Annotated in this window: 14 protein-coding genes; 9 read left to right on the top strand and 5 right to left on the bottom strand. The window is 72.9% G+C overall.

Annotation, left to right across the window (positions count from 1 at the left end; genetic code table 11):
• Positions 1-38: 38 nt before the first annotated feature.
• A complete protein-coding gene (locus tag AC5677_RS25865; RefSeq protein ID WP_497190316.1) occupies positions 39-623 on the top strand; it encodes a TetR/AcrR family transcriptional regulator in 585 nt (194 codons plus the stop codon).
• A 499-nt stretch (positions 624-1,122) separates the two neighbouring features.
• Here the strand turns inward: AC5677_RS25865 and AC5677_RS25870 are convergent, their stop codons facing one another.
• The 4 genes from AC5677_RS25870 to AC5677_RS25885 form a co-directional block, all read right to left on the bottom strand.
• The gene (locus tag AC5677_RS25870) at positions 1,123-1,446 is read right to left on the bottom strand and encodes a DMT family transporter (protein WP_400068621.1); all 324 of its coding nucleotides are present in this window, start codon (positions 1,444-1,446) and stop codon (positions 1,123-1,125) included.
• Positions 1,447-1,564: 118 nt separating this feature from the next.
• Positions 1,565-2,572 (bottom strand): ribosome small subunit-dependent GTPase A, encoded by a 1,008-nt coding sequence (rsgA, locus tag AC5677_RS25875; RefSeq protein ID WP_497190317.1) that lies wholly within the window; start codon positions 2,570-2,572, stop codon positions 1,565-1,567.
• A 13-nt stretch (positions 2,573-2,585) separates the two neighbouring features.
• Positions 2,586-3,959 (bottom strand): 3-phosphoshikimate 1-carboxyvinyltransferase, encoded by a 1,374-nt coding sequence (gene aroA / locus AC5677_RS25880; protein ID WP_497190318.1) that lies wholly within the window; start codon positions 3,957-3,959, stop codon positions 2,586-2,588.
• A 137-nt stretch (positions 3,960-4,096) separates the two neighbouring features.
• Positions 4,097-4,810, bottom strand: a complete 714-nt coding sequence (locus tag AC5677_RS25885; RefSeq protein ID WP_497190319.1) for a M50 family metallopeptidase — start codon at positions 4,808-4,810, stop codon at positions 4,097-4,099.
• 35 nt (positions 4,811-4,845) lie between these two features.
• Here AC5677_RS25885 and AC5677_RS25890 point away from each other — a divergent pair, with 35 nt between their 5' ends.
• The 8 genes from AC5677_RS25890 (at position 4,846) to def (ending at position 12,869) form a co-directional block, all read left to right on the top strand.
• A complete protein-coding gene (locus AC5677_RS25890; protein ID WP_497190320.1) occupies positions 4,846-5,673 on the top strand; it encodes an SOS response-associated peptidase in 828 nt (275 codons plus the stop codon).
• Positions 5,674-5,716: 43 nt separating this feature from the next.
• Positions 5,717-6,364 (top strand): alpha/beta hydrolase family protein, encoded by a 648-nt coding sequence (locus tag AC5677_RS25895; protein WP_497190321.1) that lies wholly within the window; start codon positions 5,717-5,719, stop codon positions 6,362-6,364.
• A 338-nt stretch (positions 6,365-6,702) separates the two neighbouring features.
• Positions 6,703-7,407 (top strand): sigma-70 family RNA polymerase sigma factor, encoded by a 705-nt coding sequence (locus tag AC5677_RS25900; RefSeq protein ID WP_403502246.1) that lies wholly within the window; start codon positions 6,703-6,705, stop codon positions 7,405-7,407.
• Positions 7,404-7,796, top strand: coding sequence for a mycothiol system anti-sigma-R factor (gene rsrA / locus AC5677_RS25905; RefSeq protein WP_497190322.1), 393 nt, complete (start codon positions 7,404-7,406; stop codon positions 7,794-7,796). Before AC5677_RS25900 ends, rsrA begins: the two co-directional genes overlap by 4 nt.
• Before the next feature lie 230 nt (positions 7,797-8,026).
• The gene (locus AC5677_RS25910) at positions 8,027-9,583 is read left to right on the top strand and encodes an HD-GYP domain-containing protein (RefSeq protein ID WP_497190323.1); all 1,557 of its coding nucleotides are present in this window, start codon (positions 8,027-8,029) and stop codon (positions 9,581-9,583) included.
• Positions 9,580-10,893, top strand: coding sequence for an HD-GYP domain-containing protein (locus tag AC5677_RS25915; RefSeq protein WP_497190324.1), 1,314 nt, complete (start codon positions 9,580-9,582; stop codon positions 10,891-10,893). The genes AC5677_RS25910 and AC5677_RS25915 overlap by 4 nt, the downstream gene beginning before the upstream one ends.
• Before the next feature lie 267 nt (positions 10,894-11,160).
• On the top strand, positions 11,161-12,147 hold the full coding sequence (locus tag AC5677_RS25920; protein WP_497190325.1) for a tetratricopeptide repeat protein: 987 nt from the start codon (positions 11,161-11,163) through the stop codon (positions 12,145-12,147).
• A gap of 77 nt (positions 12,148-12,224) precedes the next feature.
• Positions 12,225-12,869, top strand: a complete 645-nt coding sequence (gene def, locus AC5677_RS25925; RefSeq protein WP_497190326.1) for a peptide deformylase — start codon at positions 12,225-12,227, stop codon at positions 12,867-12,869.
• Between the two features lie 15 nt (positions 12,870-12,884).
• Here def and AC5677_RS25930 read toward each other — a convergent pair whose 3' ends face one another.
• Entirely contained in the window at positions 12,885-14,900 is a 2,016-nt protein-coding gene (locus AC5677_RS25930) for a transglycosylase domain-containing protein (RefSeq protein ID WP_497190327.1), read from the bottom strand.
• Between the last annotated feature and the right edge of the window lie 87 nt (positions 14,901-14,987).

Consider the following 14,987-nt stretch of genomic DNA (forward strand, 5'->3'; position numbering starts at 1 on the left):
ACAGCGGCCGTTTGGGCCGACGGCCGGGGAGGCGACGGATGTCCGCAGCGCGCGAATGCTTGCTGGATGCCGCATACACCGCGCTGACGCGGCGGGCGTGGGCCGATGTCCGCATGGTGGATGTCGCGGCCGCCGCCGGGGTCTCCCGGCAGACCCTCTACAACGAGTTCGGCACCAAGGAAGGGCTGGCCCGCGCCCTCGTACGGCGCGAGACCGACAACTATCTGGCCGGCGTCGAGCGGGCGCTGACCCGGCGTCCCGCGGCCGGGCCGGGCGGCGACCCGGCGGGCCGGGTGGTGGCCGCGGCCGCCTGGACGCTCCGTACCGCACGCACGAATCCCCTGGTCAGGGCCGCTCTGACGGGATGCTGGAGCGACCGGCTGCCGGCCCCGCCGCGGTCGGGCCCGGCCGAGCTGGTCGGCCGGTTCTGCGACCGGGCCGTCGCCGCGCTGGAGCCGGACTGGCCCAAGGGGGAGCTGCCCGCCCTCGGAGCAGCCTGCGAGACCGCGGCGCGGCTGACGCTGTCCTGTGTCGTCGCCCCGGCCGGAACGTCGGAACGGGCCGGGCCGGAGGCGATGTCACGGCTGGTGCGGGGCGCGTTCGTCCGGGTGCGGGGCGGGTGAGGGCCCTTAGGGGGAGGGGGAACAGATCCCGTAGGGGGTGGGGGCGCCCCTTGCGGGCCACAACGTGGCGGGGGCGGGCGGTATTCCGGGGCGGGCGGTATTCCGGGATACGGGGCATTCCGGGATACGGGGCGTTCCGGGGCGCGGGGCGTTCCGGGGCATGGGGCGTTCCGGGGCACGGGGTCTTCCGGGGCAGCGGGTGGTGGGGCCGCGGGGCACGGGGCCGTGGGGCACGGGGCCGGGCCTCGATGCTGAGGGGCCGTTAATGCTCCACAGCCATCACGCCGAGCCTGCACAACACCGAGCGGCCTCACCTCCGAGGGCCCGCACCACCGAGCGTCCTCACCACCGAGCGGCGTTGCTTCCGCGCGCCTTCACCACCGCGCGCCTTCACCACCGAGCGGGCTTCGCTTCCGCGCGCCCTCACTACCGAGCGGGCGTCACTTCCGCGCGCCCTCACCACCGAAGGGGCGTCACCGCCAACCGGAGACCGGCCCCCTCAGTGCGCCGAGCCCGACAGCTGCAGTCCGATGACGCCGACGATGACCAGGGAGATGGAGACCAGCTTGAGGGTGGAGACCAGGTCGCCGAGGAAGACCATGCCGTAGATCGCGGTGCCGGCCGCGCCGATGCCCGTCCACACCGCGTACGCCGGGCCGACGTCCAGCTTGCGCAGGGCCAGTGTCAGCAGCCCGAAGCTGCCCAGCGCGAAGACCGCGAAGGCGATCGTAGGGAAGAGCCGGGTGAAGCCGTGGGAGAGCTTGAGGCAGACGGCGAACCCGGTCTCCAGGATTCCCGCCACGACCACCAGCAGCCACGCCATGTCCCATTGCCTCCGTCAGGTCCGTCAGGCCGTCAGGTCCTTACAGATCGGTGAGCGCTTCGCCTGCCTTGGGGTGATTATGCAGTTCCCTCGGACGGGTGGCAGCCCCTTCGCGCGATCAGTCGCCCTCGCGTCGCTCCCGGGTGGCGAGCAGCCGGCGCAGGGAGTAGAGGCGGGCCGGATCGGCGTGCCCGTCGGTGACCCATTGGTCGAGCGCGCAGTCCACCTCGTCGTGACTGCAGGCGCGCGGGCAGCCGTCGGTGCCCGGCTCCAGGTCGGGGAAGGCATGGATGACCCGCGACGGATCGACGTGGTGCAGGCCGAACGACCGCACACCGGGGGTGTCGATGACCCAGCCGGAGTCGCCGGGCAGCGGCAGCGCCAGCGCGGAGGTGGTGGTGTGCCGGCCGCGCCCGGTGACCGCGTTGACATGCCCGGTGGCCCGGCGGCGCTCCGGTACCAGGGCGTTGACCAGCGTCGTCTTGCCCACCCCGGAGTGCCCGACGAACGCCGTCATACGGCCCGTCAGCTGCTCCCGTACGCGCTCGGCGGCGGCGCCGTCGGCCAGTTCCTCGCGGTTGGTGACGACATACGGAACGCCCAGCGCGCCGTACGACTCCAACAGGGAGTCGGCGGGGGCCAGATCGGACTTGGTCAGGACGAGGAGCGGGTCGAGGCCCGCGTCGTACGCGGCGACCAGGCAGCGGTCGATCAGACGGGGGCGCGGCTCGGGGTCGGCCAGCGCGGTGACGATCGCCAGCTGGTCGGCGTTGGCGACCACCACCCGCTCGTACGGGTCGTCGTCGTCGGCCGTGCGGCGCAGCGTCGAGGTGCGCGGCTCGACCCGGACGATCCGGGCGAGGGTGTCCTTGGTGCCGGTCAGATCCCCGACGACCGCGACCCGGTCGCCCACCACCGCGCTCTTGCGGCCCAGCTCGCGGGCCTTCATCGCGGTGACCGTACGGCCCTCGATCAGGCAGGTCAGCCGGCCGCGGTCGACGGTCAGGACCAGGCCCTCGCCGGCGTCCTCGTGCTTGGGGCGGATGTTCGTGCGGGGGCGGTTGCCCTTGGGGTTGGGGCGGACACGGATGTCGTCCTCATCGGGGTTCTTGCCGTAGCGGCGCATGACGCGTCAGCCCTCAAGCTCTCCGGGCGGGGACGGCGGCCGGGTCGAGCATGTCCGTCCACATCGCAGGGAAGTCGGGCAGGGTCTTGCCGGTGGTGGCGACGTTCTCCACCTCGACGCCCTCGACCGCCAGGCCGATGATGGCGGCGGCGGTCGCCAGGCGGTGGTCCTCGTAGGTGTGGAAGATCCCGCCGTGCAGGGGCCGGGGCCGGATGTGCAGGCCGTCGGCGGTCTCGGTGACATCGCCGCCGAGCTCGTTGAGCTCCTTGGTGAGCGCGGCCAGCCGGTCGGTCTCGTGCAGCCGCAGATGCGCCACGCCGCGCAGCGTGGAGGGGGAGTCGGCCAGTGCGGCGACGGCGGCGATGCCCGGCGTCAGCTCGCCGACCTCGCTCAGGTCGACGTCGATGCCGTGGATGCGGCCGCTGCCGGTGAAGGTCAGGCCCTGGTCGGTCAGCTCGCAGGAGCCGCCCATGGCGGTGAAGATCTCGCGCAGCGCGTCACCGGGCTGGGTGGTGCGCTCGGGCCAGTCGGGGATCGTGACCCGGCCGCCGGTGACCAGCGCCGCGGCCAGGAAGGGCTGGGCGTTGGACAGGTCCGGTTCGACGACCAGATCGCGGCCGAGGAGCGCGCCCGGGGTGACCCGCCAGACGTTCGGCTCACCACCCGCTTCGGGGGTGTCCACCTGGGCGCCGACGCTGCGCAGCATGTCGACGGTCATCCGGATGTGCGGCATGGAGGGCAGCGCGGCGCCGACGTGACGGACCTCGACGCCCTGGTTGAAGCGCGGCGCGGACAGCAGCAGGGCGCTGACGAACTGGGAGGACGACGAGGCGTCGATCTCGACCGGGCCGCCCTCCAGGGCGCCGCCGCCGAAGACCGTCATCGGGAGCGCGCCGCGGTTGTCGTCGTCGATCCGGGCGCCCAGGGCACGCAGCGCGTCGATGACGCCGTCGAGCGGGCGCTCGTAGGAGCGGGGGTCTCCGTCGAAGCGGATCGGGCCGTCGGCCAGGGCCGCGACCGGCGGCAGGAAGCGCATGACCGTTCCGGCATTGCCGACGTCCACGGTGGCCGGGCCGTGCAGCCCCGCCGGGATGATCCGCCAGGCCTCGCCGCCGCCGGGCAGCGCATCGGCGCCCGCGGAACCGGCGGAGCTGGAGGAGGCGGTCTCCTCGATGCCGACGCCCAGGGTGCGCAGCGCCTCGGCCATCAGGAGGGTGTCACGGGAGCGCAGCGGGCGGCGCAGCCAGCCGGGCTCGGAGGACAGGGCGGCCAGGACCAGGCCGCGGTTGGTGACCGATTTGGAGCCGGGCACGGTGACGGTGGCATCGACGGCCCCGGGGGCGAGGGGGGCGGGCCACAGGGCGGGGAGGGCGGGGCTCTCGGTCATGCCCTTACTTTAATGGCTGGGCAAGGGGGCCGATCTTGATCAAAAGTGGCGCAACCTTCGCGAAACATGGCGCTGATAGTGCGCTCGGGTGCTATCAGGGCTGATGGCAGGCGCCGGACGGGCGTCCCGGAGGCGGCTCATATGCCGAGCAGCCAGCGCCCGCCGCCTATCAGGGAGCACAGCGTCACGACGTGGAAGAGGCCCAGCCAGACGGCCGCCGGGACGTGGGTGAGCCGGGCCAGCTGGTCCGGGTCGGAGTCCACGGCGCCGCCCCGTCGCCGCTTGCCCATCAGCTCGAACGGCGGCCGGACGCCGCCCAGCAGCAGGAACCACACCGCCGCGTACGCGAACGCCGCCTGGACATCCGGCGTCGTCAGCCAGGAGACGAGCAGGAAGGCGGCACCGGCCACGACGACGGTGAGCACGCCGTAGGCGTTGCGGATCATGATCAGCATGGCGATCAGCAGCGCGGTGGCGCCCCACAGCAGGGCCGTGATGTGCCCCGCGGCCAGCAGCGCGGCGCCCGCCAGGCCCAGCAGGGAGGGGGCGGTGTAGCCGGCCGCGGCGGTGAGCACCATGCCCAGCCCGGTCGGCTTGCCGCGGGAGACGGTCAGCCCGGAGGTGTCCGAGTGCAGCCGGATGCCCTGCAGGCGGCGGCCCGTGAGCAGCGCGATCAGCCCGTGCCCGCCCTCGTGCGCGATGGTCACGGCGTTCCGCGACAGCCGCCAGGCGGCGCCCGGCACGACCACGGCCAGCGCCAGCACCCCGGTGACGATCACCAGCCAGAGGGACGGATCCGGCTGGACACCGAAAACCCGGCTCCAGAGGTCGGTGATGTGATGGGTGTCCATGTCTCCCCTTCCGGTGGCATGGCAGTGTGGCATGCATGTGCGGTAGGTATGCAGCCAGTCGTAAGCCCGAGGATCTGGTGGGCCTCTTCGGTGTCCAGCAGTGGGAACCGCAGGAGACCCTGGCGCCCAGTTGGAACGTCGCCCCGACCGCAGGCGTGCACGCGGTGCTCGAACGTCCCCTCAAGGGCGAGGCGGCGGCCGCGTTCCCGCCCGGCCCGGTGCGCCAGCTGCGGACGCTGAAGTGGGGCCTGGTCCCGTCGTGGTCGAAATCACCCGAGGCCGCCGCGAAGATGATCAATGCGCGGGCCGAGACGGTCCACGAGAAGCCGTCCTTCAAGAGGGCCTTCGGCGCCCGCCGCTGCCTGCTCCCCGGCGACGGCTACTTCGAGTGGGTCACCGCCGCCGACGAGCGGCAGCTGGAGGAGCGGGGCAAGAAGAAGCGGCCCCGTAAGCAGCCGTATTTCGTGACGCCGGCCGACGGCTCCGTCATGGCGATGGCCGGGCTCTACGAATTCTGGCGGGACCCGACGCTGCCCCCGGACCACCCTCAGGCCTGGTGGGTGACCTGCACGGTCGTCACCACCGAGGCCGAGACCACACCGCTTGCGGGCGCCGGCGGCGAGGGCCCGCAGTCGCTGGCCGCCATCCACCCCCGGATGCCGCTGGTGCTGACCCCGGACCGCTGGGACGCCTGGCTCGACCCGGCCCGTACGGACCCCGAAGACCTGCGCCGGCTGCTGGCGCCCCCGCCGGCCGGGCTGATGCGCGCCCACCCCGTCCCCACCGACGTCAGCAACGTCCGTAACAACGGGCCCGAGCTGCTCAAGGAGCTGGCGGCCCCGGAGGCCGGCACGCTGTTCTGAGCGCCGTGCTGAGGGAGGCCGCCGCGCGGGGCAGGATGGAGCCATGAGTACGAGGGCGAACGAGAGCGAGACGGTCGCGACCCCCGTGGGCGACGCCCGTATCACCTGGTACCGCGAGGAGACCCCGGCGCGGGCCGTGGTGGCCGTCAGCCATGGCGCGGGCGGCGGCATCGAGGCCCGCGATCTGCGTGCCCTGGCCGCCGCGCTGCCCGCCCGCGGCTATACCGTCGCGCTGGTCGAACAGCCGTGGCGGGTGGCGGGCAAGAAGCTGGCCCCGGCCCCCAAGACCCTGGACACCGGGTGGACGGCCCTGTGGCCCGCCCTGGAGAAGCCGGGGCTGCCGGTGGTGGCGGGCGGCCGCAGCGCCGGCGCCCGCGTCGCCTGCCGTACGGCCCGCGAACTGGGCGCGCACGCCGTCCTGGCCCTGAGCTTCCCGCTGCACCCGCCGGGCAGGCCGGAGAAGTCCCGCGCGGACGAGCTGACCGGCGCCGGGGTGCCGACGCTGGTCGTCCAGGGCGGCCGCGACCCGTTCGGCAGGCCCGGGGAGTTCCCGCCCGGGACGCGGATCACCGAGGTGGCGCACGGCGACCACGGGTTCGCGGTGCCGAAGAAGGCGGGGGTCGGCGAGGCGGAGTCGATGGCCGTGATCACGGACGCGGTGGCGGGGTGGCTGGACGGGATGTTCGGCTGACGGCGGGACGGGGGCGGGGCCCAGGGGCGGCGGGCGCGGACGCCCGCGCCGACCCCACCGCGAAATACCTGCGAAATCACTTCGCCGACCGGGAATGACGCGCCCGGCACGGCTGTTGTGGCAGGCGTAAGGATCAAGTACGCCGTCCGCACACAGCATGAGAAGTGGGAGTCCGCCGCATGGGAATCGCTTGCCCCGCCCGCCCGGCCGCCGACCTGCAGTGGTCGCAGATGCAGGTGGCGCAGTCCGCCCTGGCTGGAGCGGCGGCGGCCCCGGATCGTCGTCTATTCTCCGATTCGAGGGGGTCCGCATCAGGATCCGTCATGGTGTTGGAGGAGGTGGGTCCGGTCACCGGTACCGACGCAGGGACCGACGGCACGGCTGAAGAGAAGACCGCCGGCCGGCGGGAGAGCGACGCCGAGCGCAATGCGCGCTTCGAGCGGGACGCGCTCATCTTCCTGGACCAGATGTACTCCGCCGCGCTGCGCATGACGCGCAATCCCGCCGATGCGGAGGACCTGGTGCAGGAGACCTACGCCAAGGCGTACGGGTCCTTCCACCAGTTCCGGGAGGGCACGAACCTCAAGGCCTGGATGTACCGCATCCTGACCAACACCTTCATCAACTCCTACCGCAAGAAGCAGCGGGAGCCGCAGCGCAGCGCCGCCGACGAGATCGAGGACTGGCAGCTCGCCCGCGCCGAGTCGCACATGTCGACCGGGCTGCGCTCCGCCGAGTCGCAGGCACTGGACCATCTGCCCGATTCGGATGTGAAGGCCGCGCTCCAGGCGATCCCCGAAGAATTCCGTATTGCGGTCTATCTCGCGGACGTCGAGGGCTTTGCGTACAAGGAGATCGCGGACATCATGGGGACACCCATCGGCACGGTGATGTCCCGTCTGCACCGCGGCCGCCGCCAACTGCGCGGCATGCTGGAGGATTACGCCCGTGAACGCGGGCTGGTCCCCGCGGGTGCGACGGCCGCGGACCCGCAGGCCGCGCGTACGTCGGAGTCGCACGACCGGAAAGGCTCGGGATCATGAGCTGCGGAGAGCCGCACGAGAAGGACTGCTCAGAGGTCCTTGATCACCTCTATGAGTATCTCGACCGTGAGATGCCCGCCGGTGAGTGCGCGGATTTCCAGGTACATCTGGACGAATGCTCGCCGTGCCTGGAGAAGTACGGACTGGAGCAGGCCGTCAAGAAGCTGGTCAAGCGCTGCTGCGGCCATGACGACGTCCCCACGGACCTCCGCTCGAAGGTCATGGGCCGGATCGATCTGATCCGGGCCGGGGAGACCGTCCCGGAGGTCAGCGTGCTCGACCAGGCCAAGCACGAACAGGCCCAGCGGGAGCGCGCGCAGGAGGAGCAGGCGGCAAAGGGCGCCGGCTCCGGCGCGGCCGGCTCCGAGAAGGCGGCCGACCCCTCCTAGGGGCCCCGGCTCCCGGAGCCCCAGCACATTTCGCGGCCGCGCGGGCCGCTTGATGCGGGAGACCACCCCAAGGGGTGAGTGGCGGGGTCGTTCGTCCCGCCCGATCCGCCGATGCGGCCTCTTCGGCGTCCCGCCCCCTCTATTCTCACCGGACCCAGGCGTGCCGCGGACGGCACGCCGGGGGATTCCCCTCGCCCGCAAGAGCGGGGGGAAAGCGTGAGGAGGGCGCGATGCGGGAACTTCCGGTGGCGGCGCGCGGCTATATCGGCGGCGCCGCACTGTCCGCGGCGCTGTGTGCGGCCCCCGCCTTATGGCTGGGCGCCGCCCCCTGGACCGGCACCCTGGCACTGACCGCCCTGTACGGGCTGTGCGAAGCGCTGCGCCGCTGCCCGCCGGCCGACGGGCGCACGGCAGAGCGGGCCCGGCCCGGCGCGGCCGGCGGGAACGACCGGTCGAACACGGCGTCAACGGCCCCGCCGACGTCATCTCCCGCGTCCTCGGCACCGCCCGCGCCCTCGGCACCGGCGGCGTTCCCGGCCGGCTGGGCCAGCCCCGTCCTCCTCGCGGCGGCCCTCCTGCTGCCGCCGCCGCTGGCGGCGCTGGTCGCCGTCCCTGGCGCGCTGGCCGCCCCCGCCGAGGCCCGCCCGGCGGCCGCCCGCAAGATCTGGCACGCCGCCGAACTCGCCCTGGCCTGCTGCGCCGCCTCCTGGCTCGGCCACGTCCTCGTCGACGCCCTCGGCGCCCGCGACCAGCTGTTGTCCGCGGCCCGCTTCCCCCTGGTGCTGCTCCCGGCCGCGGCCGCCGCCCTCGCCTTCTGCGCCGTGCTCGCCGCGCTGGACGGCGGGATCCTGATCGCCGCCGAGCGCCACCCGCCGCGTACCGCCTGGCGCGGTCTGCTGACCCGCTCCCTGGGCCCGTATCTGGTGCACGGGCTCGCCGGGCTGACGATGGCGGTGCTGTGGCGCAGCGCGTACGGGCCGCCGGCGGCGCTGCTCGTCCTGCTGCCGATGTACCTCTCCTGCTGGGTCTTCGCCCAGTACCACCGCGAACGCGCCGCCCACCAGGCCACCATCCGCGCCCTGGTGCAGGCCGTGGACATCAAGGACCGCTACACCCGCGGGCACAGCGAGCGGGTCGGCCGCGCCTCGGTGATGATCGCCCGGGAGCTGGGCATGGCGGAGGACCGGACGGAGGTGCTGCGGTTCGCCGGGATCCTGCACGACATCGGCAAACTCGGCGTCCCCACCCGGCTGTTGCGCAAGGACGGGCCGTTGACCCCGGCCGAACGCCGGATCATCGAGCTGCACCCCGAGTACGGCGACGAGATCGTCCGCGGCATCGGCTTCCTGGGCGAGGCGCGGGCGGCGATCCTGCACCACCACGAGCGGCTGGACGGCCGCGGCTATCCGTACGGCCTGTCGGGGCAGGGCATCCCGGAGTTCGCCCGGGTGGTGGCGGTCGCCGACGCCTTCGACGCGATGACCTCCACCCGGTCCTACCGCCGCGCCCGCCCCGTCCCGGCCGCCGTCGCGGAGCTGCGCAAATGCGCGGGGACACAGTTCGACCCGCGGATGGTGCGGGCGCTGGCGGCGTCGCTGGAGCGGTACGGCTGGCACCCCGACCTGGTGACGGCGGCGGACGCGGAGCCGGGCCGGGCGGCGCGGGCGGCGGTCCCCGCGCGGTCCGGCAGCGGAAACGTCCCTCCAGCGCGGCCGACGGCGGACGCCCCGCACCCCGCGCCCGCCTCCCGCCACCCGGGAACGTCCCGCCGGGACGGCGCCCCATGAGCCTGTGCCGCGTCCCCGGGGGCAAGGCTGCGGGCGCCCCCACCGTCGCCGCCGTCCACGCGGCCGCCGCCGTCCTCGCCGCCTGGAGCCTCGGCCGGACCCTGTGGGACGGCCTGGCGCAGCCCGGGGCGGCGCTGGCCTTCGGCGCGCTGATCGCGGCCGGTGAACTGCTGCGCCGGGCGTCCGCGCACACCACCGGCCCCGGCGAACGAGAGAGCGCACCCCTCGGCGCGGCCGGCGCGCTCGCCTATGCGCTGCTCGGCGAGGCCGGCGGCCGGCCGACGACCCACGGCGTGGCACAGACCGTGACGATCGTGGTCGCGGCCGTCCTGGTGGGACTCGTCCCGCATCTCGCGCTCGGCGGCGGCCACGCCCGCGACCACCTCGCCCGCCGGGTACTGACCGCCGGTTTCGCCGCCACCTGCTTCCAACCCCTCTACAACACCGGCACGTTGGCGAAGTGGGGCGTCGAGGGGCCGCTCTACCCGCTCCTCCTGGTCGGGCTGCTGGCCCTGACCGTGCTGTGCGACGCGGTGCTGGCCGCCGGTCTGGCCCGCGCCCGCACCGGCTGGCCGTACGGACCGCTGCTGCGCGACGAGTTGCGGGCGCTGCTCGGCATCGGCACCGCCATCTGCGCCACCGGCGTGGTCATCTCGCTGGCCACCGCCGTCGCCGGGCTCTGGGCACTGCCGGTCTGCGCGCTGCCGCTGCTGCTGACCCAGTTCGCCTTCCGCCGGTTCGCCGCCGTACGGGCCACCTACCGCCAGACCATCGCCTCGCTGGCCCGCGCCACCGAGGTCGCCGGCTGCACCCCGCCCGGCCACGCCCGCCGGGTGGCCGCGCTCAGCCGTGCGGTGGGCCGCGAACTGGGCCTGAGCGAACCGGAGTTGGACGTCCTCGAATACGCCGCGCTGATGCACGACATCGGCCAGCTCTCGCTCCTGGACCCGGTCCCGGCCGGCGCGACCGCACCGCTGCCGGCCGCCCAGCAGCGCCGGATCGCGCTCCTGGGCGGCGCCGTTGTCCGGCAGAGCGGAGTCCCGGCCCAGGTCGCGGTGATCGTGGAACGGCAGGCGGATCCGTTCCGTGACCAGCCGGTCACCGCCCGTATCGTCCGTACGGTCAACGCCTACGACGATCTGTCCCGGCCGGCCGCGGGCCCCGGGAGCGGGCTGCGCGCCCTGGAGCGGCTGCGGCTGTCCACCGCGCAGGACCATGAACCGCGGGTCGTCGAGGCGCTCGCCCGGGTGCTGGCGGCGGCCGGGCGGCACGAGGTGACGGGGAGGTGCCGACGGGATCACGCGGGGTGAGAAAACCGGCGGTTCCGGGCCGTCCCACGTCGTGGAACCCATGGGTAATGAGCGCCCTTCGAGATGGGCATGGTTGGATGCGAAGGAAGCCCCCCGCAGGGGGATTCAGGGGGTCGGCGAAGGGCAAGGAGCCGCAGAGGGCACAGCAATCAGGCTGAGTCCGACGGCAATCTGTGGCAGGTTGTCGAGTGGGCCCCCACAAGGGCCCCGGGCGCCGCTCGGAACACCCCCGGCAGCGGCATCGAGAGCAACCAGCAGGCGGGAATCGTGAGGATCTTCGGCAAGGTACGGCACCGGCCCTCCGCCTCGTGGCGGCAGGCGACCGACCGCGCTTTCACGCTGATCGGCGACGGCCGTTACGAGGACGCGGGGGCGCTGCTGACCCGTGCCGCGGACATGGAGCCGTGGCTGTCGGAGTCCTGGTTCAACCTCGCGCTGCTGCACAAATTCCGGCACGACTGGGAGCAGGCCCGCGCCGCCGGCCTGCGCGCGGTGGCCCTCCTGGACCGCGGGACCGGGGCGCCCGACTGGTGGAACGTCGGCATCGCCGCCACCGCCCTCCAGGACTGGCCGCTGGCCCGCCGCGCCTGGCAGGCGTACGGCCTCAAGGTCCCCGGCGAGGGCTCCCCGTCCGGTGAGCCGGTCGGGATGGCCCTGGGCAGCGCCGCCGTCCGCCTGTCCCCGGAGGGCGAGGCAGAGGTGGTCTGGGGCCGCCGCCTGGACCCGGCCCGGATCGAGGTGCTCTCCATCCCGCTGCCGTCCTCCGGGCGCCGCTGGGGCGAGGTCGTCCTGCACGACGGCGTCCCGCACGGCGAGCGGACCACCGCGGCCGGACCGGCCTACCCGGTCTTCGACGAGATCGAGCTGTGGGCGCCCTCACCGGTCCCCACCTGGGTGGTGCTCCTGGAGGCCGCCACGGAGGCCGACCGCGACGCCCTGGAGCGGCTGGCGGCCGATGCGGGCTTCGCCGCCGAGGACTGGTCGTCGTCGGTGCGGCTGCTGTGCCGTACGTGCTCGGAGAGCCGGATGCCCAGCGACGAGGGCGACGGCGAGCATCTGGACCCGCACGACCACAGTGAGCCCGGCCACCCGGGGCCGCTGGGGCACCGCACCGCGGGCTCGGGCTCCCTGTGGGTCCCGGAGCGCGAATGCGGCATCGCGGCGCCCGCCGCCCTGGTCCGCGGCCTGCTGGACGGCTGGGTCGCCGACAGCCCGGACACCCGGGAGTGGCGCGATCTTGAAGAGGTCTGCTGAGCCGCCGCCCGCGTCGCCGTAGGCTGTAGGGCGACTGATCAGGGTTTTGCAGGTTTTCAGGAAGGCGTACGGCGGAAATGGCCCAGCAGCCGGTGTTTGATCAAGACGGTGAGCAGCAGGTGGACGAGACGTTCACCGACGATGTGACGGACGCGGAAGCGCGCGAGGCCGCCCACCGCGAGCGCGGCACCTCGCGGCCGATCACGGTCGTCGGCAACCCGGTGCTCCACCGGGAGTGCAAGGACGTCACGGCGTTCGACGACGAGCTGGCCCAGCTCATCGACGACATGTTCGCCAGCCAGCGCACCGCCGAGGGCGTCGGCCTGGCCGCGAACCAGATCGGCGTGGACCTCAAGGTCTTCGTCTACGACTGCCTGGACGACGAGGGTGTCCGGCACGTCGGCGCGATCTGCAACCCCGTCCTCGACGAGCTGCCGGCCGAGCGCCGGGTGCTGGACGACTCCAACGAGGGCTGCCTGTCGGTGCCCGGCGCCTACGCCGAGCTGGCCCGCCCCGACTACGCCGTGTGCCGCGGCCGCAACGCCAAGGGCGAGCCGGTCGCCGTCCAGGGCACCGGCTACTTCGCGCGCTGCCTGCAGCACGAGACCGACCACCTCAACGGCTACCTCTACATCGACCGGCTCTCCAAGCGGGAGCGCAAGGACGTGCTCAAGCAGATGGCCGAGAAGGAGCCGCGTTACCCCGTCGTCGCCAACGACTGAGGCGCGTACCGCCGCTCAGGGCGCGTTCTGGTAGGCGGCCCAGATCTGTGGCGGGATGGTCGTTCCCAGCCCCGTGTCCGGGCCGCCCACGCCGTTCATCGGCAGCAGCTCCGGAGCGCCCGGCTTGTTGCGGAACATCGTGATGGCGGTGGTCGTCCCGTCTCCGTTGCGCAGGGCCTGTGCCTTGGGGGAGCCGGCGGCCATCTGCCCGCTGTCGGGCGTGAGGGACCCGGTGGACGGACTGCCGATGAACCACGCCGACTTCATCCGGTCCCCGGGCTCGCTGACGCCCGCCGCGACCGGCTGGTAGGCGGGATCGTGGTCCGCGGGGCCCAGCGTGCGCCAGCCCAGCCCCACCAGGATCCCGGTCATCTGCTTGGCCACCTCGGGCGTCAGGACCTGCTCGGGATCCGGGCGCTCGAAGCCTTCGAGGGGCTTGCCGTCGAGGGTCATCCGGGAGACCGCGTAGGGATCGGCGTGCAGCCCGCCGTTGCCGAAGGTGGTGTAGGCGCTCGCCATCCGGATCGCGCTGGGGGCGGAGGTGCCGAGCGGGAACGTCGGCTCCAGCTGCGCCAGGCTCTCCTCGCGCAGCCCCGCGGACACCACGAGATCCCGTAGCCGGGTCAGCCCGATGCGCTGCCCGGCGTCCACGAACGGCGCGTTCTGCGCCGACATCAGCGCCTCGCGCAGATCCTCCGTGCCGCGGTTCCCGACCTCCGGATCCGCCTCGGCGCCCCAGGTCTCGGTCTCCTGCTGCAGGGCCGTGGCCAGCACGAACGGCTTGAACGTCGATCCCGCGGGGACGGCGCTGGTGTCGGCGTTGTTGCTGAAGTGCCGGGTCGCGTCCGCGCCGCCGTACAGCGCGACGATCGCCCCGTCCTTGGGCCGCACCGAGGCCGCACCGAATTCCACGAAGGTGTCGGTCGCCCGCTTCTTCGGGTCGATGCTTTTCCTGCGGACGTCGGTGACCGCCTTTTCCAGGCGGTGGGTGAGATTCTTGTCGAAGGTGGTGTGAATGCGATAGCCGCCGCGGGCCAGGTCCTTGTCGGTCAGCCCGGTGCTGCTCTGGATGAACTTGTTGGCGACGTCGACGAGATATCCGGTCTGGCCGGCCTGGCTGGTGGGCTTCGCCAGCGGGCGGGGCTCCGGGAACTTGGTGTATTTCGCCCGCTGTTCCTTGCTCATCGTGCCGGTGGCGACCTCCCGGTCGAGAATCCACCGCCAACGTTCCACGGCCCGCTGGTGATTGCCCTTGCTCAGCGCCGGGTCGTACTGCTCGGAACCCTTGAGCAGGGCGGCCAGCAGCGCTCCCTGGCTCGGGTTCAGCCGTTCCGCGTCGATGCCGTAATAGGCGTGCGCGGCCGCCTGGATACCGTTCGAACTCCGGCCGAACCAGCTGGTATTGAGATATCCGCGCAGAATGTCCCGCTTGGACTTCTGATTGCTCACCTTCAGCGAGATGATGAATTCCCTCGCCTTGCGCGTGAGCGTCTGGTCCTGCGAAAGATAGGTGTTCTTCACATACTGCTGGGTGATCGTGGAGCCGCCCTGGGTGTCCCCGCCGGAGAGCATGTTCACCAGGGCCCGGCCTATTCCCTTGAGGGAGACGCCGGAATCGCTGTAGAAGGTGGCGTTCTCGGCGGCGATCACGGCGTTCTCGACGGAGTCCGGCACCTTGTCCAGGCCGACGTTCTGCCGGTTGACGGCGCCGACGCTGACCATCTGGCTGCCGTCCGCCCAGTAGTAGATGGAGGCTTCCTGGGCGGCCAGCTCGTTCTCGTTCGGGATGTCGACGGTGACGTAGACGAGGGTGAACAGCCCCGCCAGGCCCACGATGCACGACCCGAACGTGCCGAGCACCAGCTTCCACGACGGCAGCCAGCGACGCACGCCCACGCGCCCCTGCCGCGGATAGTCGATGATCCGGCGACGCGGCCGGGACGGCAGCCGGCCGCGCAGCGCGGCTCGCCCCTGTTGCAGCCAGTCGATGATCCGGCGACGCGGTCGGCGACGCCCCCTCTTCCCCTTCATACTTCCGTAGATAGTACGGAAGAGCGCCGCGGTTGCCGTGACGGCCGCCCGCTCATCGAATGCTCATAATCAGCGGGCGGCCGACGG

The sequence above is a fragment of the Streptomyces sp. JLSY215 genome, from assembly GCF_059682825.1.

Coding starts and splice junctions, on each gene's coding strand:
- AC5677_RS25865 (WP_497190316.1), top strand. CDS start 39: ATGTCCGCAGCGCGCGAATGCTTGCTGGATGCCGCATACACCGCGCTG.
- AC5677_RS25870 (WP_400068621.1), bottom strand. CDS start 1,446: ATGGCGTGGCTGCTGGTGGTCGTGGCGGGAATCCTGGAGACCGGGTTC.
- rsgA (WP_497190317.1), bottom strand. CDS start 2,572: ATGCGCCGCTACGGCAAGAACCCCGATGAGGACGACATCCGTGTCCGC.
- aroA (WP_497190318.1), bottom strand. CDS start 3,959: ATGACCGAGAGCCCCGCCCTCCCCGCCCTGTGGCCCGCCCCCCTCGCC.
- AC5677_RS25885 (WP_497190319.1), bottom strand. CDS start 4,810: ATGGACACCCATCACATCACCGACCTCTGGAGCCGGGTTTTCGGTGTC.
- AC5677_RS25890 (WP_497190320.1), top strand. CDS start 4,846: ATGTGCGGTAGGTATGCAGCCAGTCGTAAGCCCGAGGATCTGGTGGGC.
- AC5677_RS25895 (WP_497190321.1), top strand. CDS start 5,717: ATGAGTACGAGGGCGAACGAGAGCGAGACGGTCGCGACCCCCGTGGGC.
- rsrA (WP_497190322.1), top strand. CDS start 7,404: ATGAGCTGCGGAGAGCCGCACGAGAAGGACTGCTCAGAGGTCCTTGAT.
- AC5677_RS25910 (WP_497190323.1), top strand. CDS start 8,027: ATGCGGGAACTTCCGGTGGCGGCGCGCGGCTATATCGGCGGCGCCGCA.
- AC5677_RS25915 (WP_497190324.1), top strand. CDS start 9,580: ATGAGCCTGTGCCGCGTCCCCGGGGGCAAGGCTGCGGGCGCCCCCACC.
- def (WP_497190326.1), top strand. CDS start 12,225: ATGGCCCAGCAGCCGGTGTTTGATCAAGACGGTGAGCAGCAGGTGGAC.
- AC5677_RS25930 (WP_497190327.1), bottom strand. CDS start 14,900: ATGAAGGGGAAGAGGGGGCGTCGCCGACCGCGTCGCCGGATCATCGAC.